The sequence below is a fragment of the Falsiroseomonas sp. RANM36 genome (assembly GCF_056682175.1).
The window spans coordinates 230303-236282 of the sequence record NZ_JBWXTD010000005.1; the positions used below are offsets into that span (position 1 = coordinate 230303).

General features: G+C 74.0%; 6 protein-coding genes. All 6 read right to left on the minus strand.

Annotation, left to right across the window (positions count from 1 at the left end):
* Positions 1–114: 114 nt before the first annotated feature.
* On the minus strand, positions 115–2325 hold the full coding sequence (locus AC1MIR_RS19030; protein WP_480029759.1) for an RNA degradosome polyphosphate kinase: 2211 nt from the start codon (positions 2323–2325) through the stop codon (positions 115–117).
* An 11-nt stretch (positions 2326–2336) separates the two neighbouring features.
* Positions 2337–3068: an HdaA/DnaA family protein gene (locus AC1MIR_RS19035; RefSeq protein ID WP_480029760.1), complete on the minus strand. Its 732-nt coding sequence runs from the start codon at positions 3066–3068 to the stop codon at positions 2337–2339.
* A 49-nt stretch (positions 3069–3117) separates the two neighbouring features.
* Positions 3118–3672, minus strand: coding sequence for a hypothetical protein (locus AC1MIR_RS19040; RefSeq protein WP_480029761.1), 555 nt, complete (start codon positions 3670–3672; stop codon positions 3118–3120).
* A gap of 112 nt (positions 3673–3784) precedes the next feature.
* On the minus strand, positions 3785–4969 hold the full coding sequence (locus AC1MIR_RS19045) for an AI-2E family transporter (protein ID WP_480029762.1): 1185 nt from the start codon (positions 4967–4969) through the stop codon (positions 3785–3787).
* A complete protein-coding gene (locus tag AC1MIR_RS19050; RefSeq protein WP_480029763.1) occupies positions 4966–5589 on the minus strand; it encodes a CDP-alcohol phosphatidyltransferase family protein in 624 nt (207 codons plus the stop codon). Before AC1MIR_RS19050 ends, AC1MIR_RS19045 begins: the two co-directional genes overlap by 4 nt.
* A partial coding sequence (locus AC1MIR_RS19055; protein WP_480029764.1) for a hypothetical protein occupies positions 5573–5980 on the minus strand: 408 nt, incomplete at its 5' end. The genes AC1MIR_RS19055 and AC1MIR_RS19050, both read right to left, overlap by 17 nt.

Consider the following 5980-nt stretch of genomic DNA (forward strand, 5'->3'; position numbering starts at 1 on the left):
GTCCGCCCGGCCCCTGCCCCCCCCCCCCCCCCCCCCCCCCCCGCCGGCCGCCCCCCCCCCCCCCCCGGCGGGAGGCGCGCGGCGGCGTCAGGGTGAAGCTGTCCATGCCGCCGTTCAGTCCTGCGCCACGCGGTCCTGCCGTCCCTGCCGGGTGAGCGGCACGCCCGCCGCATGCCGCGCCCCGCGCGCCGTGCGCGGGCGCAGCGCGCTGCCGCGCCCGGACAGCGAGGGGTTGGTCATGAAGTACTCGTGCGCGGAGACCGGCTTCTCGCCGGGCGCCATGCGCCGATAGACCGCGTCGGCGCCGAGCTCCCAGCTCTGCATCGTGTCCTGCAGGTTCACCATCATCACCTGGTCGAGGATCTGGGTGTGCACGGTCGGGTTCTCGATCGGCACCATCGTCTCGACGCGCCAGTCCATGTTGCGCGCCATCCAGTCGGCGGAGGAGATGAACACCCGCGCGCGGCGGGAGGGCAGCTTCTGGCCGTTGCCGAAGACGTAGATGCGGCTGTGCTCCAGGAAGCGGCCGACGATGGACTTCACGCGGATGTTCTCCGACAGGCCCGGCACGCCCGGCCGCAGGCAGCAGATGCCGCGCACCACGCACTCCACCTGCACGCCCGCCTCGCTCGCACGGTAGAGCGCGTCGATCAGCTGCTCGTCCACCAGCGAGTTCATCTTCAGCCAGATCGTCGCCGGCTTGCCTTCGCGCGCGAAGCCGATCTCGCGCTCGATCAGGCCGAGCAGGGCGGGGCGGATGGTCAGCGGCGCGAAGGCCAGCGCCTCCATCGTCTCCGGCCGCGCATAGCCGGTCATGTAGTTGAACAGTTTCTGGGCGTCGCGGGTCAGCGCCGGGTCGGCGGTGAAGAAGCTGAGGTCGGTGTAGATGCGCGCGGTCACGGGATGGTAGTTGCCCGTGCCGAAATGCGCGTAGCTGCGCAGGCCCTCGCGCTCCCGCCGCACGACGAGGGAAACCTTCGCGTGGGTCTTCAGCTCGACGAAGCCGAAGACCACCTGCACGCCGGCGGCTTCCAGCTCGCGCGCGAGCGCGATGTTCCGCTCCTCGTCGAAGCGGGCCTTGATCTCGACGATGCCGGTGACGGACTTGCCGCTCTCGGCGGCCTCGATCAGCGCCTTGACGATCGGGCTGTCGCGCGTGGTCCGGTAGAGCGTCTGCTTGATCGCAACCACGTTCGGGTCGCGCGCCGCCTGGCGAAGGAACTGCACCACCACGTCGAAGGATTCGTAGGGATGGTGGACGACGATGTCCTTGGCCGCGATGGCCGCGAAGCAGTCGCCGCCGAAATCCAGGATGCGTTCGGGGAAGCGCGGCGTGTAGGGCGTGAAGAGCAGGTCCGGCCGGTCGTCCACGATCAGTTGGCGCAGATCCGCCACGCCCAGCACGCCCTCCACCTTGAAGACGCCCTGCACATCGGCGTCCAGCTCCTCCACCACCAGCTCGACCATGTCGGGCGGCATGCGCGCATCCACCGAAAGGCGGATCGCGCGCCCGCGGCGGCGGCGCTTCAGCGCCGTCTCGTAGGAGCGGACGAGGTCCTCGGCCTCCTCCTCGAATTCCACGTCGGTGTCGCGGATCAGCCTGAACAGGCCGCTTTCCGCGGGCAGGAAGCCGGGGAAGAGGCGGTCCAGGAACAGGCCGATCAGATCCTCCAGCATGACGAAGCGGATCGTCATGCGGTCGCCCTTCACCGCCGGCTCGCCGGGCAGGCGGATGAAGCGCTCGACCTGCGGCGGCAGCGGCAGCAGCGCCCGCATCGTCCCCCCATCCTCGAGGCGCACGAGCTTCAGCACCATGCAGAGGGCGAGGTTGGCGATGAAGGGGAAGGGATGCGCCGGGTCCACCGCCAGCGGCGTCAGCACCGGGAAGACCCGGTCCATGAAATAGCCGTCGAGCCAGGCGCGGTCGGCCGCGGTCAGCGTTCCGGGCTCGCAGACGCGCACCCCGGCCTCGTCGAGCAGGACGCGCAATTCCCGCCAGGCGTCCTGCTGGCCGACGATCAGGTTCTGCGCGCGGGCATGGATGGCGGCCAGCGCCTGGGCCGGGGTCAGCCCGTCGGCGGAGGCGGTGGCGATGCCCGCGCGCTCCTGCCCGATCAGGCCGGCGACGCGCACCGAATAGAATTCGTCGAGGTTGGAGGCGGAGATGGCGACGAAGCGCAGCCGCTCGAGAAGGGGGTGGCGCGGATTGGCCGCTTCCTCCAGCACCCGCGTGTTGAAGGCGAGCCAGGAGAGTTCCCGGTTGATGAAGCGGGCGCTGTCGGCGGGGCCGACTTGGGCGGTCAGGTCGGGGGCCAGCGTGTCCATGGCCGCGGAGACTACCCCATGCGCCCCGCCGGCGGCGAGGCGCCAGGAAGCCCGGCCACCGAACCGTCATCATCGCCGAGCAGTCCGGCCAGCACGGTGCGGGCCAGCGGCCGCGTGATCGCCCCGCCACCGGCCAGCGCCGCGGCGTCCAGCGCGGCGACGGCGGCAGCGACGGCGGCGGCCTCGCGCGGCAGCCGGGCGAGAAGATAGGCGCGGACCTCGGCGCCCACGCGAAGCTGGCGGTCGGCCAGGTGCTTCGCGAGCAGCGCACCGAGCAGCGCCTCGGTCGGCGCCGCGATCCCGACCGCGAGCGTCGCCCGCAGGCGGGAGGCGAGGTCGGGCAGCGCCACGGACCAGCGCGCGGGGGCCTCCCGGGCTGCCAGCAGCAGGGGCGTGCCGGCCTCGGCGCCGCGGTTGATCAGGTGGAACAGCGGGGCCTCGGGCGCCGCATCGGCCTCGTCCAGCGCGGTGCCGGGGGCCGGGGCGAGGGCGAGCGCCTCGGTCAGGGCGCGCCCCGGCAGCAGCCGCCAGCCCCCTGCGGCGGCGGCGGCGCGCAGCATGTGGGACTTGCCGGTGCCGGGCGGGCCGAACAGCGCAAGGCGGTGCAGCGGCCAGTCGCCGGGCCGGTCCAGCCAGGCCAGCGCCTCGGCGTTGGAGGCATCCTCCACCAGGTCGGCCCGCGCGGAGGAGGTCGCGACGGGCAGGGGGAGGGGAAGCTGGGCGGCTCGGTCGCGCTCGGTCACGGCCTGCTGCATAGCGCGGCGGCGCCGGGCCCGCCCAGGCCGCGGCGGCTCAGCGGAAGCTGCTGCGGCTGCGTTCCGCGCCGAAGGTGTCGGCGGCGGCGAGCGCGCTCGGCACGCGCGGCGGAGCGCTCAGCCGTTGCACCGTGCCGGCCGGGCCGGCGGTGAAGACCTCCTGCGGCAGAGCCCGGTCCAGCGCCACGCGGTCGTTCGCCGCCAGGGCCTGCGAGGCGGCGGCCAGGCCGTTGATGACCTCCTGCGCCGGGGCGTCGCGCGAGATGGCGAGGGCGTCGCGTGCCTGGTTTCGCGCCATGGCGAGCTGCTGGAGGCCCTGGCCGCCGAGCGAGGCCCAGTTCTGGGCGTTGGGCACGGCGGTCGCCAGCCATTCGAGCTCCGCGAAGGCGCGGGCGGCGGCGGCCGGCTGGTTGGGCGGGCTCGTGCGGAAGAAGCTGCCCGCGCTCTGCCCGACCACCACGATCGGGTCGCGCCCCGGCGCGTTCGGCGCGATGGACGCGGGCAGCGTCGCCTCCTGCGGCGGCCTCGCCAGGGGTTCCACCGTGGCGCAGGCGGCCAGCAGCGGCAGGAGCAGCAGGAGCCGTGTGTGCATGGCGGGTCTCCAGGTGTCGGGGCGGGCGTTGCGGCCGGCATTGCGGCAGGCGCTGGGGGTGCCACCCGATTCTACGCCCGGATCGGTGCCGAAGCGACGTGATTCCCGCCCGTCAGGAGCCGGTCCGCGGCGGATCGAGGTAGAAGGGGCTCTCCAGGTAGCGTCGCAGCCAGTAGCGCGCGACCACGCCGATCGCCGCGGCCATGGGCACCGCCAGCAGCACGCCGAGGAAGCCGAAGGCCACGCCGCCGGCGAACAGCGCGAAGATCACCCAGACCGCGTGCAGTTCCACCCGGTCGCCGAGCAGCCGGGGGTAGATGAAATAGCCCTCGAGGATCTGGCCCGCGACGAAGACCGCGACCACGAGGCCCACCCCTTGCCAGCTGCTGAACTGCGCCGCCGCCAGCAGCACGGCCACGACGAAGCCGGTCAGCGAGCCGACATAGGGGATGAAGGAGAGCACGCCGGCCATCAGCCCGACGATCAGCCCGAGCTCGAGGCCCACCAGCTGCAGCCCGGCCGCGTAGAACACGCCGAGGATGCCGCAGCACAGCAGCTGCCCGCGCAGCCAGGCGGACAGCACCCGGTCGGTGTCGCGGGCGAGCTGGCGCAGCGTATGCGCCGACCGGCGCGGCAGCCAGCCATCCACCCGCGCGATGATCCGCGGCCAGTCGCGCAGCAGGTAGAAGGCGACGATCGGCGTCACCACCACCAGCGTGAAGACGTTGAACAGCGCGACGCCGCCGCCGATCAGCCGCCCGACCGCCGTGCCGAGGAAGGTCACCATCGCGCCGGCCTGGCGCACCGCCAGGTCGCGCAGCTGCGCGTCCACCACCTCCGGCCCGAAGGCTTCCTGCGCGCGTTCCAGCGCCTGCTGGACCAGCGCGCTGATGCCGGTGACATAGGCCGGCAGGCGCTGGATCAGGATGCCGATCTGCGCGATCAGCAGCGGATACAGCAGCAGCACCGCCAGCAGGCACAGCGCGGCCAGGCCCAGCACCAGCAGGAAGGCCGCCAGCCCGCGCGGCACGCCGACGCGCCGCATCCGCGTCACCGGGGGATCGAGGAAATAGGCGATGCAGATCGCCAGCACGAAGGGCGTCAGGATCGCCGAGAACAGCCACAGCGCGAACAGGATCGCGGCCAGCGCGCCGAGCACCAGCGCCATGCGCTGCGAGCGCGTGGCCGCCCGCGGCGGCGGCTGTCCCGGCCAGGCGGGCGCCGTGGCCTGGGTGGGCACGGCGATGCCGCGGGGCGGCGGGGCGGGCACCGGCGGGCGCGGTTCCTCCGGCCTCATCGTGGCCGCCTCGCGGCCCGCCAGACATAGACAGCGCCGGAGGCCAGGGTGCTGGCGGCGACCAGCCAGACCAGCAGCGAGACCAGCCCCGAAGCCGGCAGGCCGAAGCCGGCGACCAGCAGCGCCAGCGCGGCCAGCGCGATCTGCAGCACCGTGTTCGCCTTGGAGAGCAGGATCGGCTGGATCGCAGGCGGCTGCCCGGCGACGTAGAGGACGATGACGCCGCCCACGATCACCAGGTCGCGGAACACGACGAGGATCGCGAGCCAGTCCGGCAGCACGCCGATCGCCGCGAGCGTGACGTAGATCGAGACCAGCAGCGCCTTGTCGGCCACCGGATCGAGGATCGCGCCGAGCCGCGAGCGCGCGTTGCGCACCCGTGCGAGCCAGCCATCCACCCCGTCCGACAGCCCGGCGGCGAGGAACACCCAGAAGGCGAGGTCCAGGCGGTGCTGCAGCACCAGCCAGACCGCGGCCGGCACGGCGCAGAGACGCGCGAAGGTGATCGCGTTCGGCAGCGTGAAGACCAGCGCTTCCGGCCCCGGCGCGCCCGGGCCTGGGGATCGCGCCGGGGGCGCGCCATGCCGGTCGGGCGGCGTCTGGTCAGCGTCCGCCGGCAAGGCCGAGGCGCCAGCCCTCGCTGCCCGGCGTCCCCTGGGGCGTCCCCTGGCCCGATCCGGGCTGGGCCGGGGCGACCTGCAGGCCGGAGGCGGCGAGATCCGTCGCCGCCTGCGGCGGCACGCTGCGCAGCCCGAGCCTGAGCCGCGCCATGTCGCCGGCGATGCTGAGCAATTCCACCCGCGCCACCACCGGCGCGGCGCCGAGCCGGCGCGTGATCTCCAGATATTCGGGGAAGGAGCGGTAGAGCGCGGTCGCCTCGATGCTGGCGATGGCCGGGCCCGAGGGCGTCGCCCGCCCCTCCAGGCCGTAGGCCCGCGCCCCCGCCGGCCCCCCCCCCCCCGGGCCCCCCCCCCCCCGCCGGGGCCCCCCCCCCCCCCCCCCCCCCCCCCC

Bases quoted from the DNA above. Each gene is read 5' to 3' on its own strand.
- AC1MIR_RS19045 (WP_480029762.1), bottom strand. From the start codon at position 4,969: ATGAGGCCGGAGGAACCGCGCCCGCCGGTGCCCGCCCCGCCGCCCCGC.
- AC1MIR_RS19040 (WP_480029761.1), bottom strand. From the start codon at position 3,672: ATGCACACACGGCTCCTGCTGCTCCTGCCGCTGCTGGCCGCCTGCGCC.
- AC1MIR_RS19030 (WP_480029759.1), bottom strand. From the start codon at position 2,325: ATGGACACGCTGGCCCCCGACCTGACCGCCCAAGTCGGCCCCGCCGAC.